The following is a 19,273-nucleotide window of genomic DNA, read 5'->3' as shown; positions in this document are numbered from 1 at the left end:
ACGATGACTACCACCGATTTCGCGGCGGGACAGTCCATGACCGGGCTGTTGCGCCCTTACAGATGGAGCTTCGGCGCCGTTGTCCTACTGCAGGTGATCGGCGCGCTCGCGGGACTGGCGCCGCTGCTGGCGGTCGTCGAACTGGGGCGCGCGCTGCTGGCCCCTGGCCCGATCGACCACGATCGCGTCTGGTTCGTCGCGATCGCCGGTGCCGTCGGCCTGCTCGTCCGCCTGCTGTTCACCGCCGCGTCGTCCGGAATCGGGCACCTGCTCGACGGACGGGTGCAATTGGCCCTTCGCCGTCACCTGGCCGCGCGGCTGGGACGCGTGCCGATCGGCTGGTTCTCCCGGCGCCGGACCGGTGAACTGGCCAAGGTGGTCGGCGAGGACGTCAGTGCCGTGCACCCGTTCATCGCCCACGCCCCCGGCGAGCTCGTCGCCGCGTTCGTGGTGCCGCTGGTCTCGCTGGCCTACCTGTTCACCATCGACTGGCGGCTCACGCTGATCACGCTGATCCCGGTGGTGCTGGCACTGGCGCATATCCCGCTGATGATGACCCCGGCCCGGCTGGAACAGGAGAAGCGGTTCGACGCGGCCATGGGGCGGATCGCCGATTCCGTCGTCGAGTTCGTACAGGGCATCTCGGTGGTCAAGGCGTTCGGCGGGGCCGGGCGCGCCCACCGCAGGTTCCGCACGGCCACCGACGACTTCGTCGGCGTTTACCACGGCTTCGTACGCGGCCTTTCCGTGCTCGCGGCCGGAATGCAGCTGGTGCTGTCACCTCCGTTCGTGCTGCTGGTCGTCCTGATCGGCGGCACCGTGCTGATCACGACCGGCGGCCTGCCCCCGGCCGACCTGCTGCCGTTCCTGTTGCTGGGACTGGGTTTGACCGCTCCGGTGGCGGCTCTGATCGCCCACGGTTTCGACGACCTGCAGGCCGCCAAACGCGCGATCGGCCGGATCAAAACCGTGCTCGACGTGGCGCCGCTGCCGGAGCCCGCGCATCCGATCGCGCCGCGGGGCCACCGGGTGGAACTGCGTGATGTGCGCTTCGGTTACGAAGCCGATCGCGAGGTGCTGCGCGGGATCGACCTGGTCCTCGAACCGGGCACGGTCACCGCGATCGTCGGGCCCTCGGGCAGCGGTAAGTCCACCTTGGTCCAATTGCTGCCGCGCTTCTTCGACCCGACCCACGGTTCGGTCACCTTGGGCGGCGTCGATCTGCGCGAACTCGGCAGCCATGACCTCTACCGGATGGTCTCCTTCGTCTTCCAGGACGTTCGCCTGCTGCGAGCCTCGGTCGCGGACAACATCGCGCTCGCCGTACCGCACGCCGATCTCGACGACGTGGTCCGCGCGGCCCGGATGGCGAACATCCATGATCGGATTCTCGAGCTGCCGCACGGCTACGACACGGTGCTGGGGCGGGAAGCCGGGCTGTCGGGTGGGGAGGCGCAGCGGATCTCACTCGCCCGCGCCTTGCTCGCCGCCACCCCCGTCCTGGTGCTGGACGAGGCGACCGCCTTCGCCGACCCGCAGACCGAGCAGGCGGTACGGCGGGCGTTGACCACGCTGGAAAGCGATCGCACGATCCTGCTCATCGCCCACCGCCTGGAGACGATCGCCGGCGCCGACACCGTCGTGATGCTCGACGACGGGTCGATCGTCGAGCAGGGCAAACCCGCCGATCTACTGGCACAGAACGGAAAGTTCGCCGCCTTCTGGCAATCCGAGGAGTACCGATGATCCGCACCCTGCTGCACGTCCTCGGCCAGGACTACGCCCGGCCAGTGCGTCGCACCGTGGCCTTGATGACGACGACCGCGATCGTCGAGGGCTTGTCCTACGCACTGCTGGTTCCCGTGCTGACAGCGCTGTTCGGCGGCAATCCCGCGGACGCGGTGCCCTGGCTGATCATGTTCGGCGGCGCGGTCGCGATCTACGCGGTGCTGCGCTATGTCAGCGATCTGTTCGGCTTCCGCGCCGGAACCACGCTGCTGGGCGGGATGTACCACCGCCTCGGCGATCATCTGGCCCGGTTGCCCCTCGGCTGGTACAGCACCGGCCGCGTCGGGGAGCTGTCCGTGCTGGCAGGCCAGGGCGTTCTGGAGACGATGGGCGTGATCGCGCATCTGCTGGGGCCCTACATCTCCGCCTTCGTCACCCCCGTGACGATCATCGGCGTGATGTTCGCCTTCAACTGGCAGCTGGGGCTCGTCGCGCTCCTCGCCGTTCCCCTCGTGGTGGCGATCCAGCTCCGGACCGGCCGCTCGGTGGCCGCGGGCGATGCCGACCGCCACGAACGGGACACCGAGGCCACCGGCCGCGTCATCGAGTTCCTTCAGGCCCAGCCGGTGCTGCGCGCCGGCGGCCGGAGCGCCCACCGTTTCGCGTTGCTCGACGAGGCGCTGCAAGGACTTCAGCGTGCCTCCCGCCGTACCGTGTTGTCGGTCTTGCCCGGCATGATCGGCTTGACGCTCGTGGTGCAGGCGATGTTCACCGTGTTGCTGCTTCTGGGCACCTACCTCGCGCTCGGCGGGAGCATCGGTGTCGCGGAGGTGCTGACGATCCTGGTGCTGACCGCCCGCGGCGCCGATCCTGTCCTGTCACTGGCCGACATCGGCGGCAAACTCCGCTCCGCGCGCTCCGAACTGGCCAGGCTCGACGCGGTCCTGCGCACCGAGCCCCTGCCCGAGGCAGCCGACCCGGTCCGGCCGGTGGGGCATGGCCTGGATCTGGAGTCCGTCACCTTCCGGCATGGCGATCGCACGGTGTTCGACGACCTGTCGTTGTCCGTGCCGGGGGGACAGCGCCTCGCCGTGGTCGGCCCCTCGGGCGCGGGCAAGAGCACACTGCTGCAGTTGCTCGCGCGCTTCCATGACGTGGACGCGGGCGCGGTCCGCGTGGGCGGCGTGGACCTGCGCTCCGTCGCCACCGAGGAGTTGATGGCGAGGATCGCCATCGTCTTCCAGGACGTCTACCTTTTCGACGGCACGATCGAGGACAACGTACGACTGGGCCGCCCCGAGGCCACCGAGGCCGAACTGCGGGCGGCGGCGAGCGCCGCGCGGCTGGACGAGGTGATCGAGCGGTTGCCCGGCGGCTGGGCGGCGACCGTCGGCGAGGGTGGCACGCTGCTGTCGGGAGGCGAACGTCAGCGCGTCTCGATCGCACGGGCTCTGCTGAAGGACGCGCCCATCGTGCTTCTGGACGAAGTGACCTCCGCGCTGGACCCGGTGAACGAGACCGCCGTCCACGAGGGCATCGAACGCCTGATGGCGGGCAGGACGGTCGTGATGGTCGCGCATCGGATGCGGACGGTCCGGCGCGCCGATCGTATCGCCTTCCTCGACGGCGGCCGGATCGTGGAAGAAGGCCGCCATGACGAGCTGCTCCGCCGCGGCGGCCGCTACGCCGAGTTCTGGAACGCTTCCCTGGCACCGGCCTAGCGCGGCACGCTCGGGTTCGCGGCCGCATTGTACGAATCTTGTACGAGCTTCAAGAAGTTTCGATCGGACCTCGAAACTCGACGAAGGTGAGCGCTCATGTCCGAGCACGTTTCTCGACGTTCACTGTTGCGCATGGGCGGTGGGCTCGCCGCGACGACGGCACTACTCGGCACCGGCGCGATGTTCGCCGGACCGGCTTCGGCCGCGATCACCGCGATGCCGGTGTCCAAGCGTTTCGACCTCACCGAGCCGTCCTACGACGAGTTCCGCAGCAAGATCCTGCACGAGTCGCACCACGTGATGCAGGGCTTCGCCTTCGACAACCAGAACGTGCGCATCTTCATCGTGAACGCCCGCAACGGCGGGACCGGGGACGACCTGTGCGTCACGCAGGTCAACTTCTCCGGGGAGATCCAGGGCTCGATGCATCTCAACAACGCCGGGCACGGTGTGTCGATCGGCGTCGAACCGGTGGGCACCGACTCCTACATCTGGATGGAATGCGACTCGGACGGACCGACCGGCACCGGTCGCGGGACGGCGCTGGCCAGGTTCAAATTCGTCAACGGTGGCACGCCGTCGGTGAAGAAGTTCCTCACCGGCAGCGACACGATCACCTGCGCCACCGATCCGATCAACAAGCGGATCGCGGTACGCCGCAAGGAAGGCGGCAAGATGCACATCAGCGTGTACCCGCTGGCGTCCGCCGCGGCCGGCAACTTCAGCGCACCGCTGGCGCACTTCCCGCAACCCGCACTGTCCGATCAGGCGGTGACGTTCCAGGGGTACACCATCTACGGCCAGTATCTGTACACATTGGACGGTACGGGACACGCGGATCCCGCCGACATCAATTCCTACGTCACGTGCATCGACATGAACACCGGCCAGGTGAAGAGCCGCGCGCTGACCAAGGCGGGGCAGTCGCTGGTGTTCCGCGAGCCGGAGGGACTCGGGATCTACCGGAGCCTGGCCGGGGAGACCCGGTTGTACATGGGCTTCGGTTCGCGCAGCAGCATGGACAACATCAACCGCTACGCGAACCTGTTCTACAAGAACGTCCTCATCGACTGAGGCCGGGACTCAGTGCCCGCGGGCGATCCACTCGGCCAGATGGGGCGCTTCGGTACCGATGGTGGTGGGATCGCCGTGTCCGGTGTGGACCTTCGTGTCCTCGGGCAAGGCGAAGAGCCGTTCCCTGATCGAGGAAATGATCGTCGGGAAGTCGGAGAACGAGCGCCCCGTCGCGCCGGGACCGCCCGCGAAGAGCGTGTCCCCGGAGAAGAGCGCTTTGGCCTCGGGAAGGTGCAGGCACACCGATCCGGGCGAGTGTCCCGGTGTGTGGACGACCTCGAGTTCCGTGCCGGCGACGGCGATCCGCTCGCCGTCCTCGATGGGCCGGAAACTGCGGCCGGGGTGGGTCATCTCCCACAGCTCCTGGTCCCCCGGATGCAGCACGACCGGGGCGTGCAGGTGTTCGCTCAGCATCGGAGCGACGGTGACGTGGTCGTTGTGCCCGTGGGTGCAGACGACGGCGACCACGTCACGGCCGCCCACGGCCTCGGTGATGGTCTTCTCGTCGTGCGCGGCGTCCACGATCACGACCTCGTCGTCGTCCCCGACGAGCCAGACGTTGTTGTCGACGTCCCAGCTCCCGCCGTCGAGTTCGAAGACCCCGGCGGTGACGACGCGTTCGATCCGCAGGTTCCCGCTCACAGGATCACCACCGAACGCAGGACCTCGCCGGCGTGCATGGCGTCGAAGGCCTTCTCGACCCCGTCGAGCGGGATCCGCTCGGTCACGAACCGCTCCAGCGGCAACCGGCCCTGCAGATACAGGTCGATCAGCATCGGGAAGTCCCGCTCCGGCAGGCAATCGCCGTACCAGGACGACTTCAGCGCGCCGCCGCGGGAGAAGAAGTCGATCAGCGGCATCTCCAGGCGCATGTCCGGCGTCGGGACGCCGACCAGGACCACCGTGCCCGCCAGGTCACGTGCGTAGAAGGCGGCCTTCCACGTCTCCGGGCGGCCGACCGCGTCGATGACGACGTCGGCGCCGAAACCGCCGGTCAGTTCCTGGATCGCGGTGACCGTGTCGGTGTCGGAGGCGTTGACGGTGTGGGTCGCGCCGAGTTCACGGGCCCACTCGAGTTTCCGCTGGTCGCGGTCGACCGCGATGATCGTGCCCGCACCTGCCAGCCGGGCCCCGACGACGGCGGCGTCGCCGACTCCCCCGCAGCCGATGACCGCGACCGAATCCCCGCGGCCGACGGCGCCGGTGTTGACCGCCGCGCCGAGTCCGGCCATCACGCCGCAGCCGAGCAGGCCCGCGACGGCCGGATCCGCGGCGGGGTCCACCTTGGTGCACTGTCCGGCGTGGACGAGCGTCTTGTCCGCGAACGCGCCGATGCCCAGTGCCGGGGTCAGCTCGGTGCCGTCGGTCAGCGTCATCTTCTGTGTCGCGTTGAAGGTGTCGAAGCAGTACTGCGGACGTCCGCGCTTGCAGGCCCGGCACTGTCCGCACACCGCACGCCAGTTGAGGACGACGAAATCCCCCGGTCGTACGGAATCCACGCCGTCGCCGACGCTCTCCACGGTGCCCGCGGCCTCGTGACCGAGCAGGAACGGGAACTCGTCGTTGATGCCGCCGTCGCGGTAGGTCAGATCGGTGTGGCAGACCCCGCAGGACGCGATCGACACGACGACCTCGCCGGGGCCCGGATCCGGGATCACGATGTCCGTCAGCTCCACCGGAGCGTTCCGGGACCTGGCGATCACTCCGCGCACCTGCTGTGACATTCCCTGTTTCCTCCGCCGTTCGGCAACACAGGCATGCGCGTCGACGCATGCTTCACGTGAGGCTAAGCCGGGAAGCCGCGGAAGCGACCTGGTCATCGGTCCAGTGGATCCTGTCCTTTCGACCAGGTAATCCTGCGGCTAGGCTCGCTGGATGCCCGACTCCGCCGACCTGACCGCGCTACGCGACGTCATCGAAGGCCCGTTGCGCGAAATCGCCGACCGGTTCTCGCGCTTCCTCGCCGACGGCTGGCCGCATCAGGCTCTGGTCATCTTCACCCGGGAGTGCACCGGGCGGCCGCGCAAGGTCACCGGCGCCAGGGAGATCACCGACAAGATCACCATCGCCGAACTCGAAGCGCTCAAAGCGAGTGTGCCGCCCGGCCATCAGCTGACCACGACGGCCACTCTCGGCGGCGCCACCCGGACCGTTTGGGCCGTGCAGGACCCGATCGGCACCCTGCTCGCGCTCGTCCCCCGGTCGAGCCGGACCCGCTTCCCGCAACCCGCTTCCCTGGCCGAGGTCTTCGGTGTCGTCGCGACCTCGATCCGCCAGCAGGTGACGCAGGCCAGCCCCGACTACCTCGCCGAATCCCGCGCGGCCTCCAGCGAACGCGCCAGGACGATCGCCGAAATGGCCGCCGCGCACGAAACCGCGCTCGTCACGATCCTCACCACACTGCGGTCTTCCCGGCTGGACGACCACCGCGCCCGGCTCGCCGCGACCGACTCCGCCTCGGCCGCACTGGTGGCGCTCCGATCGGCCCAGAAGACCGATCTCGCCCAGTCCGAAGAGCCCGCGCACACCGCGTTCGGCAGGCTGCGGCGGGAAATCCGGCAAATGCTGCGCCACCACGACGCGCGGCTGGACTTCGTCGCCCCGCCGAAGAACGGGCGGCCGATACCCGGCGAGATCGCCCACGCCGCCCGCGCGATGACCTGCACGGCGGTGCTGGCCTTCACCAGCCAACCCGAGCTGACCCGCCTCCGGGTCGCCTGGTCGACCGACAGCACCGCGCTGCACCTCGACGTCCGCGATCAGGGACCGGGCAGCCTCGACAGCGCCGACCTGCGCCTGCAACTCGACGGACGCGCGAAGACCCTCGGCGCCACCGTCCGGATCGACGCCCTCCCCGAGTGGGGAAGCCACGTCGCCATCAGCGTCCCCTTCGAACCGGCCGCGGGCCGGACCGACGAGACGCTGCCGTCGAATCTCAACCGCCGCGAACTCGAAGTGCTGCGGCTGGTCGCCCGGGGGCAGCGCAACAAGTCCATCGCCGACGCGCTCGGGATCACCGAAAGCACGGTCAAGTTCCATGTCACCGGCCTGCTGAAGAAGCTGGACGTCACCTCACGCGGTGAAGCCGCGGCCCTGGCTCTGAGCGCCGGAATCACCACCATCTGAGTCGCGCGGCAACACGTGCCCGGCAGCGGACTCAGTCGGGTGTGAGGATTTCCGCCAGCCGAAGGGTGTCTTCGAGGTAGCGCTCGTAAGGAAAGCCGGCCGCGACGAGTCCCTCACGGAACTCGTCGTAGAGCGGCTTTCCCGCGGCATGGAAGGCTTTCCGGCCGGGATCGGTGAGCCGGACCAGCCGCCGCCGCGCGTGTTCGGGGTCGACGGTGATCCGCACCAGACCGTCCGCTTCGAGTGGCCGCAGGGCCCGGCTGATCGCCGGGTCGGAGACCGACAGCGCCTGAGCGAGCCGGTGCTGCGTCGTCGGCTCGATGTCCTCGAGCGTGCCAAGAAGCCGTATCTGGCTGTAGGTCAACCCGCCGGAGTCATCGGCACGCCGACGGGCCGCTTCGCCCATCAGCATGACCACGCGGTGCAGCAGGTCTGCGAGTCCGTCATCCACGACCTCACCATACCAGAGTGTTGACTAGTTAATATTAACTAGGTAAGACTGAGCTCATGGACACCTTCTCCTACCTCGCCCAATCCGCCTTCCCGCTGGTCTGGATCGTCGTGCCCGCCGCCGGAGCCTTCCTCCGCGCCCGCCACGCGACGTCACCCGAGGAACGGCTCGAGATCTGGCAGCGCTGGTGGGCCATCGGCGCCTTCGGCTGCGGCAGCCTGTGGATGACGGTCGCTTTCCTCGCCTTCCCGGACGTCATGGCCACGGCGATCGGCTTCGACCGGACGCCGTTCATGTTCGAGATCGCCTTCGCCAACCTCGCACTGGCCGTCATGGGCTTCCGGGCCGCCTCGGCGTCCGCGCGCGAACGCATCACCATCGGCATCGGCGGCGGGATGTTCCTCTGGGGAGCCGCGATCGGCCACGTCTACCAATGGTTCGCGGGCGGTGACCACGCTCCCGGCAACACCGGCGGAGTCCTCGTCAACGACATCGCGATCCCGGCGGTCATGATCATCCTGGCCGTGCGATCCCGGCGACTCGCGAACCTCCCACGACCGGCCGCGGCAATCGCCGCCTGAGACCACGGGAGCTCACCATGACGACACAGACCGACCACGCGATCGGGAAGGCCGCCGCCGAGCGGCTCACCACCTTCGTCGACGCGGTGATCGCGATCGCGCTCACCTTGCTGGCACTGGATCTCCCGATCCCCCACGGCGACACCACCGCCGCCATGCTGAGCTCGATTTCGGCCCACGGCAAGGAGTACATCGCCTTCGCGCTCAGCTTCGCGGTGATCTCCGCCCACTGGCGCGCCCACCACGAGATCTTCCCCTACGTCCGCTCGCTGAACGGCCGCCTGATCAGCCTCACCCTGGGATGGCTGTTCATGCAGGTCCTGATGCCGTTCGCGACGCGGGTGATCACCGCCGAGGGAGCCCTCCCACTCCGATTCAGCCTCTACGCGACGGTGCAGGTGCTGGCCTCCGCGTCGTTCGCGCTGATCATCCGGGAGATCCGGCGCGAACACCTGTACCGGACCGACGGCCCGCCCCGGGTCTTCGCCCAAAGCCTGACGCGCAGCATCTGCCTGGCCGCGGTGTTCGGGGTTTCCATTCCCGTCTCGTTCCTGACCGAGGACGCCGGCGCGTATCTGTGCTGGCTCGTGGCGCCGATCGCACTCGCCATCGCCCGCCGGGTCCAGGACCGCGAACCGTGAGCCGACACGTACGGGTCATGCAGCGCCGTGCGGGTCCCTCAGGGGGCGCACGAAGCCCGCGATCCGTGGCGTGACGACAGCGGTGCCGTCGTCGATCATGCCCCGCATCCCCGACAGCACTCGTTCGTCCGGCGAGCCGTGCACCTGGAAATCCACCACCGTGCAGTGCTCCGACACGGCGTTGATGTGGTTCTCGGAGATCCGCCAGTGTTCGAGAACCGCGTCCGAATCGGCGTACATCTGATAGCTGTAGGCCAGCATGCGATCGGCGTCCACGAACGTCTGCACCATCACCTGCGGCGCGTTGCGCTCGACGAAGTCGACGGCTTCGCGCACGGCGGCGGTGAACTGCTCCAGGTGGCCGTCAGTGATCCGCATGGTGTTCCGGAACAGGAGCATTTCGTCTGCTTCGAGGGTCATGGCCTCATGGTCGGACCTCGACCATACTGGAGGTCAATACTGTTCTACTTCGGCATCGTCTACAGCAAGTACGAGCAAGCCAGTGTCGCTCCTGCGCAGGCGTTCTCCTGGTAGTGAGGGCCTCCTTGCCTACTCTGACGGTAGTGAAGGAGGCTTTCGCTACCGTCAGATGTGGTCCCTGGTGACGGCGGGGTGGCTGTGTCCTCGGCGGCTGGTCGTGAAGTAAGGCGTGACTCGCGTGTCTGGATGCCGCGCTCGGGAGTGCGGAGTCCGATCAATAACCGGCATGAATGCCGCCCGATCGCGACCTCCAGAAGGCATGAAATCCTTCAAATGACAAATCATTCCGAGGGCATACAATTCATTCAACCGCAACAGTATCGCCAAGAAAACCGAAGTTTGACAGCATCGCGGAGTTTCCTTATGGTCGCTCGAGTTCCCGCCGATCGATATCCGAAGGTGCTCATTGACCACGCCTGCGACGCTGCCGAAATTCAGGCAGCGGTTGATTCTTTCCGTTCTCATGTTGTGTTCGCTGCTGATTTGGCTGGACAACACCGTCCTGAGTACGACGCTGGAGACCCTCGCGGACCCGGTCCGCGGCCTTGGGGCCGATCCCGGTGAACTGCAATGGGCGACCGGTTCGTACACGCTGGCCTTCGCCACCTTGATGTTCACCGCGGGCGCCTTGGGCGATCGTTTCGGTCACCGGACGGTGTTTTCCAGCGGCTTGGCGGTCTTCGCCGGATCCTCGCTGTGGGCGGCGTACGCGAGCGACGCGGGCCAGTTGATCGCGGCCAGGGCGGTGATAGGGGTGGGCAGCGCGCTGATCACGCCCGCCATGCTGGCCATCCTCATGTGGACCTTCACCGGCCCCGCCCGCGCTGCCGCGATCGGCGTTTTCTCGACGTCGGCCGGTGTCGGAATGGCCGCGGGCCCGGTGCTGGCCGGGTTCCTGCTCGATCATTTCCGGTGGGGCTCGGTCTTTCTGATCAATGTCCCGGTGTCGGTGTTGGCGTTCGCCGGGCTCGCCTTGCTGGTTCCGAATTTCCGCAGCCCTGTTCCGCGACCATTGGACCCCGCCGGAATGGCGCTGTCGGCGGGCGGACTCGTGGCCTTGGCTTACGGGCTGATCCGGGCGGGGCAGGTGACCGCGTGGAGTCGTGCCGACGTTTGGGCGCCGATCGTTCTCGGCCTGGTTCTGCTGGCCGTTTTCGTACTCGTCGAACTGCGTGCCAAGGTGCCCGGCTTTGACCCGAGGCTGCTCGCGCGACGCGCGTTCGGTGGCGGCAACGTGGCGCTCGGATTGCTGCTCTTCGCCGTGGCCGCGATCACCTTCTACAACGCCTTCTACCTCCAAGGCGCGCTCGGATTCTCCCCGATGAAAGCGGGTCTGGCCACTGTCCCGACCGCTCTCGGCGCGCTCGCCGGGGCGCCCCTCGCCACCCGGCTGGTCCGCCGCCTGTCGCTACGCCTTGTCACCGTGCCCGCGTTGACCATGGCCGCGCTGACGATGGCCGGATACGGGTTCCTCGGGCTGCACACCCCACTCGTCTGGATCGAAATCCTGTTGCTGGTGCAGGGTCTCGCGATCGGCATGGTGATCGGCCCCGTCACGGCCGCGTTGATCGGCGACCTGCCGTTGGACCAGGCCGGTGCGGGATCCGCCGTCACCAACACGGTGCGGCAAACCGGCAGCGTGCTCGGAATCGCGGTCGGCGGCACGATCATGTCGATCGTGTACCGGCGGGCCATCGAACCTTCGCTGGCGGACGCACCCGGCCCGGTGCGGGATCAGGCGCGGGTTTCCGCCGAACAGGCCCGCCACGTCGCCACCGCCGTCGGCGAGCCCACGCTCGCGCGGGCCGCCGACGACGCGTTCATCCATGCCATGCACGTCGGCGCGGGCTGGATCGCGGTCGCCACCCTCCTCGGCGCGGCCGTGCTCATGGCCACGTTGCCCGCCAAGGGAAAGAAGATCGAATCGGCGACACCGGCATCCGTGCGAGCCGGCTGACCGTCAGGGATCCCGGTTCAAAGGCCGCTTGCCGCCCGCATCACCCAGTGCACATCGGTGTTCTCGACCGTGCCGCCAAGCCGGGTGGCGCCGGGGCCTTCGGCGGTGACCGGGGTGTCGGAGCCGGTGTGGTCGTGGGTCGTCCAGTCCACGGTGAACTTGAGCTTCGAGCCCGGCACGTCGAACGGACCGTCCTGATCCGGATCGGTGTCGGAGGAGTCGTAGTTCTCGATGGACAGTCCGCCGGTCTCGTGATCGCCGCCGATGATCACCAGCGTGTCGGGGTGCGTGCGGACGAACCGCATCACCTCGGCGACGGTGGCGTCGAGCGCGCGGCCGGCGTCGATCACGCCGTGCGCGTTGTTCTCGTGCGACATCCCGTCGGTTCCCTCTTCCTCGAGGAAGAGGAAGAGGAAGAGGAAGAAGCCGCGCGGGTTCTTCGACAGGGTGTCCAGCGCCTTGCGCGCCATCTGATGGAGCGGCACCCGCGGCGCGTACTTCCCGACACCGTCCGGGCCGTAGTCGACCATGTCCTCGTTCGCGAACAGGCCGAGGATCCGGTTCGCCCGCGTGTTCCGCAGTTCGTCGCCGTCACGCACGTAGGTGTAGCCCGTTCGCCGCGCGCGTTCGACCAGGTCGCCGTAGGGACTGCGACTCTCCTCCCCCGGCTTGTCCGGCCACAGCCCGGGATTCCCCTTCGGATACCACCAGTCCTCGCCGCCGCCGAGCAGGACGTCCGGGCGGCTGTTCTCGATGTACTGCTTCGCGATGTCGCTCTGCGAGTCCCGGCTGGGCACGTGCGCCGCGAAGGCCGCCGGCGAGGCGCCTGTCACCTGCGCGGTGGTGACCAGGCCGGTCGACTTCCCCGCCCGCTTCGCCCGTTCGAGGATCGTTTCCAGCGGGCGGCCGTGGGCGTCCACGCCGACGGCGCCGTTGCGCGTCTTGTGCCCGGTCGCGAGGGCGGTGGCCGCCGCGGCCGAGTCGGTCACGATCTCGTCGGGATCGTCGGACGACGTCCGCACGAGACCGGTGGCCGCGAGCCCGTCCATCGCCAGCTTGCCGCGCTTGCCCTTGAGCGCCAGGCGGAGCAGGTCGCGCTGGCCGAGCCCGAGGCCGTCGCCCTGGATGTAGATGATGTTGCGCGCCGTCCGCGCCGTCGCCGTGTCCGCGACGGCGGCCGAGCCGCCGCACAGGACCACCAGAACCGTCGCCGCCGCCAGTCCACGTCCGCGCACATCGCCTCCAGTTAGTTAGGAACCTTTCCTAACAGAGAAGTCGTGCGAAGACCAGGGGTCCCTTCAGCCGCGCAGGACGCCCGCGTCGTGGGCGAGGATCGCGGCCTGGACCCGGTTCGCGCAGCCCAGCTTGGCGAGGATCCGGCTGACGTGGATCTTCACCGTGCCGGTCGACAGCCTTAGTTCGCCGGCGATCTCCGCGTTGCCCAGCCCCCGCCCCACCCGCACCAGGACCTCGATTTCGCGCGCGGTCAGCGCTTCGAGCCTTCGGCGGGCGCGCGCGACACTGTCGGCGTCGGCCGCGTCGGCGTCGCGGAACCGGTCGATGACCTGCTTCGCGATCCGGGGTGACAGCACCGCGTCGCCACCGGCCGCGGAGCGGACGGCCTGGATGAGTTGCGCCGGGTCGGTGTCCTTGAGCAGGAAACCGGCCGCTCCCGCGCGCAGGGCGCGGGCCACGTAAGCCTCGTCGCCGAACGTGGTCAGCATGATGACCCGCACCTCCGGCGCGACCCGGCCGAACTCCTCCACCGCGGCGAGCCCGTCCACCCTGGGCATCCTGATGTCCATCAGCGCGACGTCCACGGCCAGCCGCCGGACGACGTCGATCGCCTCCGCGCCGTCGGCGGCCTCTGCCACGATCTCGATGTCGCCCGCCTGGTTCAGCAGGAGCCGCGCGCCGGCCCGGAGCAGCGGTTCGTCGTCGGCGAGCAGAACCCGGATCATGGCGCCTCTTTCGGTACGGGGACCTCGAACCAGGTCTTCTCCACCAGCCCGTGGTCGCCGAAGCAGAACCGGAAGATCGCGGCGGTCTCGGCGTCGGGCGGGTCGGCGGCCGAGGTGTAGACACAGTAGGCGTCGTCGGGGAGCGGCGGCTCCTGACCTTGCGCGGCGACCTGCGCCGAGGGTTCGTTCGGCCCGAACCACGCCTCGACCTCCTCCGGGGTCATCCCGACCTTGACGCTGTCGAGCGGGTGCAGGCTGTCGGCGGGTGTGAGCGGCGGGACGAAGACCAGCGTCGTCAGCAGCAACGCGGCGACCGCGGCCAGACCGGTCGTCAGCATCAGCCCGGACTGGATCCGGCCCGCCCGCCCGCCGGGCTCCGCGACCGGTTGCTCCTCGCCCGTCTCTTCGGCGAGGGGCGCGTCCGCACGCAGCGGCAGCTCGGCCGTGACGGCGAAGCCGCCTTCCGGATCCGGCGCTGCGGTGCACGTGCCGCCGAGGAGACGGACCCGTTCGCGCAGGCCGATCAACCCGCGTCCGGTGCCGGGCAGCCGCTCGGCCCCGATTCGCTCCGCGCTGTTGCGCACCACGACCTTCACCAGCTCGGGGCCGTGGTCGACGACGACGGCGACCGGCGCCCCGGCGGCGTGCTTGTGCACGTTGGTCAGCGCCTCGCGCACCACGCGGTGCACGGCCCGGCGGACCGGTGGCCGGACCCCGTCGAGGTCGGCCCCGTGCCAGTCGAACGCCACTTCGAGGCCGGCATCGCGCGACGACGCCACCAGCTCGGCGATGTCCGCCTCGGTACCGGCGGCATCGGTGGCCTCCGCGGGCTCGACCGGCTCCCCGCCCGGCCGCAGGATGCCGAGTGACTGCCGCAGTTCTTCGAGCGCGAGTTTGGCCGTCGACCGGACGTGCGTGGCGGCCTGCCGCAGCTCCGGGTCCTTGCCATCGGCGGCGACCTCCAGCGCGCCGGAGAACATCGTGATGAGGCTGAGCCGGTGCCCGAGCTGGTCGTGCATCTCCTCGGCGAGCCGCGAACGTTCCTCCAGCCGAGCCCGTTCCCTGGTCACCTGGCGTGCTTCGGCGAGCGACTCCGCGCGGTCCCGCAACGCCACCACCAGCCTGGCCTGCTGCGCCTGCATCGCGCCTGCCAGCGCGGGCAGGACGAGGCAGGACACCGTCGACACGGCGATCACCACGAGGACGTACTGCCAGCGAAAGGCTGGCTGGGTGAGCAGCACGACGGCCGCCGGGAGCAACGCCGCGACGCCGAACAACGGCCAGCGCCGTCCCCGGGTCCCCGCCGTGTACGCGATGACCGCGAGCGCCACGCCGGTCGCGGGGAACAGCCCGAACAGCACCGTCGCGGCGAGCAGCGCGGACATCGTGAACCGGCGGCGCGCCGGTGTCAGCACCACGGCACAGGCGACCACCGCGGTCAGCACCGGCGCGGACGGGGAGAACACCTCCGGCCAGCCCCACGCGGGCAGGAGATCGGCGAGGAAGATCGTCACGCCCGCGACGAGTCCGGCGAGGAGCACCTCGCCGAGCACGGTGACGAGCCGCCGGTCGACCATCTTCACGCTCCCAGCATCACACGGGTCCGGTCGCGCAGCGGGCCGGAGCGGCGGGAATCGTCAAGTCGATCAGGTACCGGCTGACCCCCTCGTCCACACAGGACGCTCCGTTGCCGTAGACGGCGTGCCCGACGTCCTCATTGGACAACAGCACCGCAGATCCGAGGCTGCCCAGCAGATGCCGCGCCCAGCCGTAAGGTGTCGCGGCGTCTTTGGTGGTCCCGACCAGCAGGATGGGCGGCGCGCCCGCCGCGCGGACCGTCCGGGACGGGGCCGCCCCGGTGGGCAGGAAGGCACAGCCGAGCGCCTCCGTGCCGGAAGACAGCCGCGAGACCCGGCGGAGCTCTCGCGCGGCCTCTTCGTAGGCGGCCAGATCGGTGGGATGGGTACGGTCGAGGCAGTTGACGACGGTGAGCGCGTCGGTCGTGTCGGTCGAGGTCTCCGGCTCGTCGGCGGGCTCTTCGGACGAGTCCTCCGCGGGCGCGGCGGCGCCGAGGACGATTTCGGACAGTTCCGCCCAGTCCGCCGGGAAAGTGAGCTTCGCGGAGATCTCCTCGCGAAGGCCCGCTCCGTCGCCCGCTTCGTCCGCCTTGGCCAGCACTCGGTCCACGGTGGCGAGGATTTCCTTCTCGTCCCGCCCTGGGCACGGTTTATTGGTCCTGGTAGCGCACTATTTCGCGTAGGTGAGCAGGGTGTCTTCCATCCCCTTCGCCTGCTCCACGGTGTCGGCCCGCCAATCGAGATAGGTGTTGTCGACGCCGTCGAGCACCATGGCGCGGATCTTCTTCGGGAACCGGTCGGCGTACAGCTGCCCGATCCGCGTGCCGTAGGAGTAACCGAGGTAGTTCAGTTTCTCCTGGCCGGTGACCACCCGCAGGACGTCGAGGTCGCTGACGACGTCGTCGGTGCCCAGGTGCCGCAACACGTTCTCCCCCGTGCCGCGCAGGCACGCCTCGGCGTACTGACGCGTTTTCGGGACCTCCGCGCCGATCAGCGGCAAGCCCTCCGGCGCCTTCGAGGCGGGTTCGCCCTCGGTGTCGCAGCGGAGCCGCGGTTCGCTGCCGCCGATCCCCCGTGGATCGAAGCCGACCAGGTCGAACCGTTCCCGGACCGCGGCGGGCCACGTGCCCGCGATGTCCTTCACCATCGCGACCCCGGACTGGCCGGGGCCGCCCGCGCCGGCGACCAGCGTGCCGAGCCGCTCGGGCCCGGTCGCCACCGCTTTGATCACCGGCAGCGTGAACTTCGGCCCGTCCGGTCGCCGGTAGTCCACGGGCACGGTCAGCTTCGCGCAGTGGAAGGCGTCGCACGGCCGCCAGTCCAGGGTCTGCCGGTAGAACGACGTCAGCGCCGCTTCGCGCTCCGGTTCGTCCACTTTGGTCACCGGGGACGGGCTTCCCGGTGACGCGGTACCTCCAGTACATCCGGCGACCAGTGCGACCGACAGCACCACGCATTTCCAGCTCACTCGAAACTCCTGCTTTCGGGACACCGGACGATCCAACCCCGGCACCCGCCGCGCGCACGACCCTCGACAGGCTGAAAAGACCTCGCCGTCGTCGGCCGCGGGGACTAGGCCGAAAGACATACCCACGAACGGTGAGATCCAGACCACACGATCGGGTCGTGACGATCTTCGCGCCGCTGGGTCTATGGAGTGTGGAAGTGAAGAACTTCCACCGCAGGCAACGGAAACCTGACTTCAGGAGAGCGCGATGACGAACACCGCCACGACCACCAAGCCGAACTCGAACTCCGCCGCCCCCGCCGAGAACAGCGCCCTCGTCTCCACGCAGGGCGTGACCACGATCGCCGACACCGTCGTGCAGAAGGTCGCGGGCCTCGCGACCCGCGAGATCACCGGTGTCCACGCGCTCGGCGGCGGCGCCGTGCGGGCGTTCAACGCGCTGCGCGAGCGCATCCCGGGCGCCACCGCGTCCGCCGGGCAGGGCGTCTCCGTCGAGGTCGGCGAACGCCAGGCCGCGGTCGACCTGCAGATCGTCGTCGAATACGGCGTCGCGATCGCGGATCTCGCCAAATCGGTGCGCCGCAACGTGATCGGCGCGGTCGAGCAGATGACCGGGCTCGAGGTCGTCGAGGTCAACATCAACGTGTCCGACGTGCACATCCCCGGCGACGACGACGCCGACGAGACCACCGAATCCGGCCGCGTCCAGTGACCACCGGCGCCGTCCGCGCCCCCACAGCAAGGAGAACGTTCATGAACGCCACCCATCTCGGCCTGTTGACCGGTCTCGTGCTCGGCGTGGCCGGCGCGTTCGGCGGCTTCGGCGCCTTCCTCGTCGTGCTCGTCCTCGCCGCCCTCGGCCTGCTGGTCGGCCGGTTCCTCGACGGCAAGCTCGACCTTTCGGCCCTGGCCGGCCGCGACAGGGGCTGATCGCCATGACGACCATGACCGCCGCCGCGCCGGAAACGGACGGGCGCGGCGGCCTGACGGTCGCCGGTGGTGCCGTCGAGCGGATCGCCGCACGGGCGATCACCGAACTCGACGGCATCGGCGGCGCGGCTTCCCGGGTGCTCGGGATCGCGGTCGGCGGCGAAGACCTCGACCAGGGCGCCAAGGTGAGCGCGCACGTCACCGGATCGACGACCACTTTGGACGTCCGGCTCTCGGTGAAGTACCCGCTTTCGGTCCGCGCCACCACCGAAACCGCGCGAGAGCATCTGATCCGCCGCGTCGGCGAACTCTCGGGACTGACCGTCTCCCGGGTCGACATCACCGTGACGGCCTTGCATTCCACCGAGACCGAAACGAGGAGGGTCCGATGAAACGGCGCCCCCGCCGCAGTGTCCCGGCCGTGCTCGTCGCCGTCGTGGTGCTCGCCGGATGTGTCCTCGCCGCCACCGTCGCGGTGCAGACGATCCTCGGGGAAAACCCGTGGATCCGCTACGACGCCGTCGCGTCCGCGCTGCACGGCCTCCGGTGGAGTGATCCGCTTCCGGCGATCGCCGGCGGTGTGGTCGCGCTGCTCGGCCTCGTGCTCCTCGTGAGCGCGATCGCCCCCGGGAAGCCGACCGTGCTGCCACTCGAAGGCGACCCGGACTCCGGCGCCTCCCGGCGCAGCTACCGGTCGACCCTGCGCACCGCCGCGTCCACTGTGGATGGTGTTTCGGCGGCAAAGCTGAAGGTCAAGCGGCGCGGGATCGTCTCGGTGGTGACCACCGCGCGGACGAACACCGCGGGGCTCGCCGACGCCGTCCGCGCCGCCATCGAGCACCGTCTCGCCCAGATCGGCCCGGCCACCGTCCCGGCCGTTCGGGTCCGGGTCAAGGCCACCAGGAGCACGTCATGACCGACCTCAACCGTCCCGCCCGGCTGAACCGCACCCTGCTGGTGCTGACCGGGCTCGTGCTGCTCGCCGGCGGCGTGTTCGCCGTCGGCACCCATTTCGGCAGGATCCCGCCGCTCGACCCCGGCGCCACGCTCGTCCCCGGTACGGCGATGCCGCCCGGATGGGTCTGGTACGCCGTCGCCGGTGGCGCGGTGGTCGTCGGCCTGCTGGTGCTGCGGTGGCTCATCGCGCAGCCCGTCCGCAAACCGAAGTCCCACACCTGGCGCTTCGGCCAGGACACCGGCCAGACCACGCTGGCCGCGAGCACCGCGGTCGACCCGTTCACCGCGGAGGTCGCGACCTACCCCGGCGTCCACGCCGCGCACGCCACGCTCGGCGGCGCCCAGGACGCTCCGGTGCTGGCCGTGGTGCTGAGCGCCGAACAGGACGGCGATCTGGCCGCCATCCGCGAGCGGATCACCACTGAGGGCCTGCCGAGGCTGCGCCAGGCACTCGACCTCGATGAACTCCCGACGACCATCGAGTTCCGCTTCTCCGCGAAGGCCGGCGCCCGCCTCCAGTGATCCGCCCTCAATCACGCGAGTTACGCCTCCAATCACGCGAGTTCGCCTTCCGATCACGCCGGCAGTGAGGTGAAGGCTCCCTTCACCGCGTCCGATGCG

Annotated in this window: 21 protein-coding genes; 12 read left to right on the top strand and 9 right to left on the bottom strand. The window is 69.3% G+C overall.

What is annotated here, in order from left to right:
- The first annotated feature begins 3 nt into the window (after nucleotides 1-3).
- The 3 genes from ACLJO0_RS39970 to ACLJO0_RS39960 all read left to right on the top strand — a co-directional run bounded on the left by ACLJO0_RS39970 (nucleotide 4) and on the right by ACLJO0_RS39960 (nucleotide 4,523).
- Nucleotides 4-1,746 (top strand): ABC transporter ATP-binding protein, encoded by a 1,743-nt coding sequence (locus ACLJO0_RS39970; RefSeq protein ID WP_410584959.1) that lies wholly within the window; start codon nucleotides 4-6, stop codon nucleotides 1,744-1,746.
- Nucleotides 1,743-3,449, top strand: coding sequence for an ABC transporter ATP-binding protein (locus tag ACLJO0_RS39965; protein WP_410584957.1), 1,707 nt, complete (start codon nucleotides 1,743-1,745; stop codon nucleotides 3,447-3,449). Before ACLJO0_RS39970 ends, ACLJO0_RS39965 begins: the two co-directional genes overlap by 4 nt.
- A gap of 96 nt (nucleotides 3,450-3,545) precedes the next feature.
- The gene (locus ACLJO0_RS39960) at nucleotides 3,546-4,523 is read left to right on the top strand and encodes a teichoic acid biosynthesis protein C (protein ID WP_410584955.1); all 978 of its coding nucleotides are present in this window, start codon (nucleotides 3,546-3,548) and stop codon (nucleotides 4,521-4,523) included.
- A gap of 9 nt (nucleotides 4,524-4,532) precedes the next feature.
- On the opposite strand, the gene ACLJO0_RS39955 is transcribed toward ACLJO0_RS39960, so the two are convergent.
- Both ACLJO0_RS39955 and ACLJO0_RS39950 read right to left on the bottom strand, forming a co-directional pair.
- Entirely contained in the window at nucleotides 4,533-5,165 is a 633-nt protein-coding gene (locus tag ACLJO0_RS39955) for an MBL fold metallo-hydrolase (protein ID WP_410584953.1), read from the bottom strand.
- Complete coding sequence (locus tag ACLJO0_RS39950; RefSeq protein WP_410584951.1) at nucleotides 5,162-6,247, bottom strand: S-(hydroxymethyl)mycothiol dehydrogenase; 1,086 nt, start codon at nucleotides 6,245-6,247, stop codon at nucleotides 5,162-5,164. The genes ACLJO0_RS39955 and ACLJO0_RS39950 overlap by 4 nt, the downstream gene beginning before the upstream one ends.
- 151 nt (nucleotides 6,248-6,398) lie before the next feature.
- Between ACLJO0_RS39950 and ACLJO0_RS39945 the strand changes: the two genes are divergently transcribed.
- Entirely contained in the window at nucleotides 6,399-7,649 is a 1,251-nt protein-coding gene (locus ACLJO0_RS39945) for a LuxR C-terminal-related transcriptional regulator (protein WP_410584949.1), read from the top strand.
- 31 nt (nucleotides 7,650-7,680) lie between these two features.
- On the opposite strand, the gene ACLJO0_RS39940 is transcribed toward ACLJO0_RS39945, so the two are convergent.
- Entirely contained in the window at nucleotides 7,681-8,100 is a 420-nt protein-coding gene (locus tag ACLJO0_RS39940) for a MarR family winged helix-turn-helix transcriptional regulator (RefSeq protein ID WP_410584947.1), read from the bottom strand.
- Between the two features lie 56 nt (nucleotides 8,101-8,156).
- On the opposite strand from ACLJO0_RS39940, the gene ACLJO0_RS39935 reads away from it, so the two are divergent.
- Complete coding sequence (locus ACLJO0_RS39935) at nucleotides 8,157-8,681, top strand: DUF6790 family protein (protein ID WP_410584945.1); 525 nt, start codon at nucleotides 8,157-8,159, stop codon at nucleotides 8,679-8,681.
- 17 nt (nucleotides 8,682-8,698) lie between these two features.
- Complete coding sequence (locus ACLJO0_RS39930) at nucleotides 8,699-9,322, top strand: TMEM175 family protein (RefSeq protein WP_410584943.1); 624 nt, start codon at nucleotides 8,699-8,701, stop codon at nucleotides 9,320-9,322.
- Between the two features lie 15 nt (nucleotides 9,323-9,337).
- Here ACLJO0_RS39930 and ACLJO0_RS39925 read toward each other — a convergent pair whose 3' ends face one another.
- Nucleotides 9,338-9,742: a hypothetical protein gene (locus tag ACLJO0_RS39925; protein ID WP_410584941.1), complete on the bottom strand. Its 405-nt coding sequence runs from the start codon at nucleotides 9,740-9,742 to the stop codon at nucleotides 9,338-9,340.
- Between the two features lie 466 nt (nucleotides 9,743-10,208).
- Between ACLJO0_RS39925 and ACLJO0_RS39920 the strand changes: the two genes are divergently transcribed.
- Nucleotides 10,209-11,759, top strand: coding sequence for an MFS transporter (locus tag ACLJO0_RS39920; RefSeq protein WP_410584939.1), 1,551 nt, complete (start codon nucleotides 10,209-10,211; stop codon nucleotides 11,757-11,759).
- A 17-nt stretch (nucleotides 11,760-11,776) separates the two neighbouring features.
- On the opposite strand, the gene ACLJO0_RS39915 is transcribed toward ACLJO0_RS39920, so the two are convergent.
- From ACLJO0_RS39915 to ACLJO0_RS39895, 5 genes are all read right to left on the bottom strand, one after another.
- On the bottom strand, nucleotides 11,777-12,994 hold the full coding sequence (locus ACLJO0_RS39915; protein ID WP_410584937.1) for an alkaline phosphatase: 1,218 nt from the start codon (nucleotides 12,992-12,994) through the stop codon (nucleotides 11,777-11,779).
- Nucleotides 12,995-13,057: 63 nt separating this feature from the next.
- Nucleotides 13,058-13,720: a response regulator gene (locus ACLJO0_RS39910; protein WP_410584935.1), complete on the bottom strand. Its 663-nt coding sequence runs from the start codon at nucleotides 13,718-13,720 to the stop codon at nucleotides 13,058-13,060.
- Nucleotides 13,717-15,297, bottom strand: a complete 1,581-nt coding sequence (locus tag ACLJO0_RS39905) for a sensor histidine kinase (protein ID WP_410585029.1) — start codon at nucleotides 15,295-15,297, stop codon at nucleotides 13,717-13,719. The genes ACLJO0_RS39910 and ACLJO0_RS39905 overlap by 4 nt, the downstream gene beginning before the upstream one ends.
- 16 nt (nucleotides 15,298-15,313) lie before the next feature.
- Nucleotides 15,314-15,907 carry an alpha/beta hydrolase gene (locus ACLJO0_RS39900; RefSeq protein WP_410584933.1) on the bottom strand — a complete coding sequence of 198 codons (594 nt, stop codon included), beginning with the start codon at nucleotides 15,905-15,907 and terminating at the stop codon, nucleotides 15,314-15,316.
- 60 nt (nucleotides 15,908-15,967) lie between these two features.
- A complete protein-coding gene (locus tag ACLJO0_RS39895) occupies nucleotides 15,968-16,765 on the bottom strand; it encodes an alpha/beta fold hydrolase (RefSeq protein ID WP_410584931.1) in 798 nt (265 codons plus the stop codon).
- A gap of 247 nt (nucleotides 16,766-17,012) precedes the next feature.
- On the opposite strand from ACLJO0_RS39895, the gene ACLJO0_RS39890 reads away from it, so the two are divergent.
- Genes ACLJO0_RS39890 through ACLJO0_RS39870 form a run of 5 tightly spaced genes read left to right on the top strand, consistent with a single transcriptional unit; the run spans nucleotide 17,013 to nucleotide 19,174 of the window.
- The gene (locus ACLJO0_RS39890; RefSeq protein ID WP_410584929.1) at nucleotides 17,013-17,477 is read left to right on the top strand and encodes an Asp23/Gls24 family envelope stress response protein; all 465 of its coding nucleotides are present in this window, start codon (nucleotides 17,013-17,015) and stop codon (nucleotides 17,475-17,477) included.
- 41 nt (nucleotides 17,478-17,518) lie between these two features.
- On the top strand, nucleotides 17,519-17,695 hold the full coding sequence (locus ACLJO0_RS39885) for a hypothetical protein (protein ID WP_037321503.1): 177 nt from the start codon (nucleotides 17,519-17,521) through the stop codon (nucleotides 17,693-17,695).
- Between the two features lie 5 nt (nucleotides 17,696-17,700).
- Complete coding sequence (locus ACLJO0_RS39880) at nucleotides 17,701-18,087, top strand: Asp23/Gls24 family envelope stress response protein (protein WP_410584927.1); 387 nt, start codon at nucleotides 17,701-17,703, stop codon at nucleotides 18,085-18,087.
- Nucleotides 18,084-18,611 carry a DUF6286 domain-containing protein gene (locus ACLJO0_RS39875; protein ID WP_410584925.1) on the top strand — a complete coding sequence of 176 codons (528 nt, stop codon included), beginning with the start codon at nucleotides 18,084-18,086 and terminating at the stop codon, nucleotides 18,609-18,611. Before ACLJO0_RS39880 ends, ACLJO0_RS39875 begins: the two co-directional genes overlap by 4 nt.
- A complete protein-coding gene (locus tag ACLJO0_RS39870; protein WP_410584923.1) occupies nucleotides 18,608-19,174 on the top strand; it encodes an alkaline shock response membrane anchor protein AmaP in 567 nt (188 codons plus the stop codon). Before ACLJO0_RS39875 ends, ACLJO0_RS39870 begins: the two co-directional genes overlap by 4 nt.
- The last annotated feature ends 99 nt before the right edge of the window (nucleotides 19,175-19,273 follow it).

The sequence above is a fragment of the Amycolatopsis sp. lyj-108 genome (assembly GCF_046549005.1).
Taxonomy (GTDB): Bacteria; Actinomycetota; Actinomycetes; order Mycobacteriales; family Pseudonocardiaceae; genus Amycolatopsis.
The sequence above is the reverse complement of the archived record's forward strand: the minus strand, read 5'-3'. Positions and strand labels throughout refer to the sequence as shown.

Excerpts from the sequence above, each read along its gene's own strand:
- ACLJO0_RS39870 (WP_410584923.1), top strand. The coding sequence starts at position 18,608 with ATGACCGACCTCAACCGTCCCGCCCGGCTGAACCGCACCCTGCTGGTG.
- ACLJO0_RS39970 (WP_410584959.1), top strand. The coding sequence starts at position 4 with ATGACTACCACCGATTTCGCGGCGGGACAGTCCATGACCGGGCTGTTG.
- ACLJO0_RS39960 (WP_410584955.1), top strand. The coding sequence starts at position 3,546 with ATGTCCGAGCACGTTTCTCGACGTTCACTGTTGCGCATGGGCGGTGGG.
- ACLJO0_RS39945 (WP_410584949.1), top strand. The coding sequence starts at position 6,399 with ATGCCCGACTCCGCCGACCTGACCGCGCTACGCGACGTCATCGAAGGC.
- ACLJO0_RS39925 (WP_410584941.1), bottom strand. The coding sequence starts at position 9,742 with ATGACCCTCGAAGCAGACGAAATGCTCCTGTTCCGGAACACCATGCGG.
- ACLJO0_RS39930 (WP_410584943.1), top strand. The coding sequence starts at position 8,699 with ATGACGACACAGACCGACCACGCGATCGGGAAGGCCGCCGCCGAGCGG.
- ACLJO0_RS39950 (WP_410584951.1), bottom strand. The coding sequence starts at position 6,247 with ATGTCACAGCAGGTGCGCGGAGTGATCGCCAGGTCCCGGAACGCTCCG.
- ACLJO0_RS39885 (WP_037321503.1), top strand. The coding sequence starts at position 17,519 with ATGAACGCCACCCATCTCGGCCTGTTGACCGGTCTCGTGCTCGGCGTG.
- ACLJO0_RS39890 (WP_410584929.1), top strand. The coding sequence starts at position 17,013 with ATGACGAACACCGCCACGACCACCAAGCCGAACTCGAACTCCGCCGCC.
- ACLJO0_RS39935 (WP_410584945.1), top strand. The coding sequence starts at position 8,157 with ATGGACACCTTCTCCTACCTCGCCCAATCCGCCTTCCCGCTGGTCTGG.
- ACLJO0_RS39910 (WP_410584935.1), bottom strand. The coding sequence starts at position 13,720 with ATGATCCGGGTTCTGCTCGCCGACGACGAACCGCTGCTCCGGGCCGGC.
- ACLJO0_RS39965 (WP_410584957.1), top strand. The coding sequence starts at position 1,743 with ATGATCCGCACCCTGCTGCACGTCCTCGGCCAGGACTACGCCCGGCCA.
- ACLJO0_RS39880 (WP_410584927.1), top strand. The coding sequence starts at position 17,701 with ATGACGACCATGACCGCCGCCGCGCCGGAAACGGACGGGCGCGGCGGC.
- ACLJO0_RS39905 (WP_410585029.1), bottom strand. The coding sequence starts at position 15,297 with ATGGTCGACCGGCGGCTCGTCACCGTGCTCGGCGAGGTGCTCCTCGCC.
- ACLJO0_RS39875 (WP_410584925.1), top strand. The coding sequence starts at position 18,084 with ATGAAACGGCGCCCCCGCCGCAGTGTCCCGGCCGTGCTCGTCGCCGTC.